General features: G+C 78.6%; 1 protein-coding gene. It reads right to left on the bottom strand.

The annotated features are described in order from the left end of the window. Positions 1 to 81: 81 nt before the first annotated feature. Positions 82 to 768, bottom strand: a 687-nt coding sequence (locus tag A2U95_RS29050) for a methyltransferase domain-containing protein (protein WP_166028478.1), incomplete at its 5' end; no start/stop codon positions are given.

Below are 768 nucleotides of genomic sequence, written 5' to 3'. Positions count from 1 at the left end.
CGGGCCGCGCCGCCGCACCCCGCCCCTGAGGCGGACCTGCCCGGCGCGGCAGTGCCCGCCGCCCGCCGTCCGGGCGGGGCCTCACCGGCCCTGGCCCGCCGTGACGGGATGACGGCGTCCGGCGAAGGTGTACGCCACGCCCGTCTGCCAGCCCGGCAGCGGCAGCACGCGCACCCCGTCGAAGCCCGCCCGGCGCATCCGGGCGGCGAACTCCGGTGCGGTGTCGAACTCCAGGACGCTGTGCCACAGGTGGCGGTAGAGCGCCCGGTCACCGGTGACCGTGCCCAGCGGGACCACGACACCCCGGCAGACCGCCGACCACACCGCCCGGTGGGAGCGCCGCCCGCCGAGCGCGTACTCGTGCGCCACCACCCGGCCGCCGGGCACCAGCAGGTCGTGGACGCCGCGCAGCACCGCGTCGGGATCGGCGACGTTGCGGAAGAGGTAGGCGGCGAAGACGGCGTCGAACGGTCCGTGCGCGGCGCGCCCGACGAGGTCCTCCGCCGTCGCGTGGACGAAGCGCACCCGCTCCAGGCCCCGGCGGGCGCGGGCCCGGGCGAGCATCGCCGTCGACGCGTCCGCGCCCACGATCTCCGCGTGCGGGAAGGCGGCGGCCAGCGCCGCGGTCGACGCGCCGGTGCCGCAGCCCAGATCCAGTACCCGGCGGCCCGTGCCGCCGTCCGGCAGGGCCAGCCGGCGGGCGGAGCGGCGCAGGTGGGCGTGGTAACCGGGATTGAGGGCGACCAGCCGGTCGTAGGAATCGGCGCC

The organism is Streptomyces chilikensis (assembly GCF_001642695.1).
GTDB lineage: Bacteria > Actinomycetota > Actinomycetes > Streptomycetales > Streptomycetaceae > Streptomyces > Streptomyces chilikensis.
Note: the sequence above shows the minus strand (reverse complement) of the source record. Positions and strands in the feature narration are given on the sequence as shown.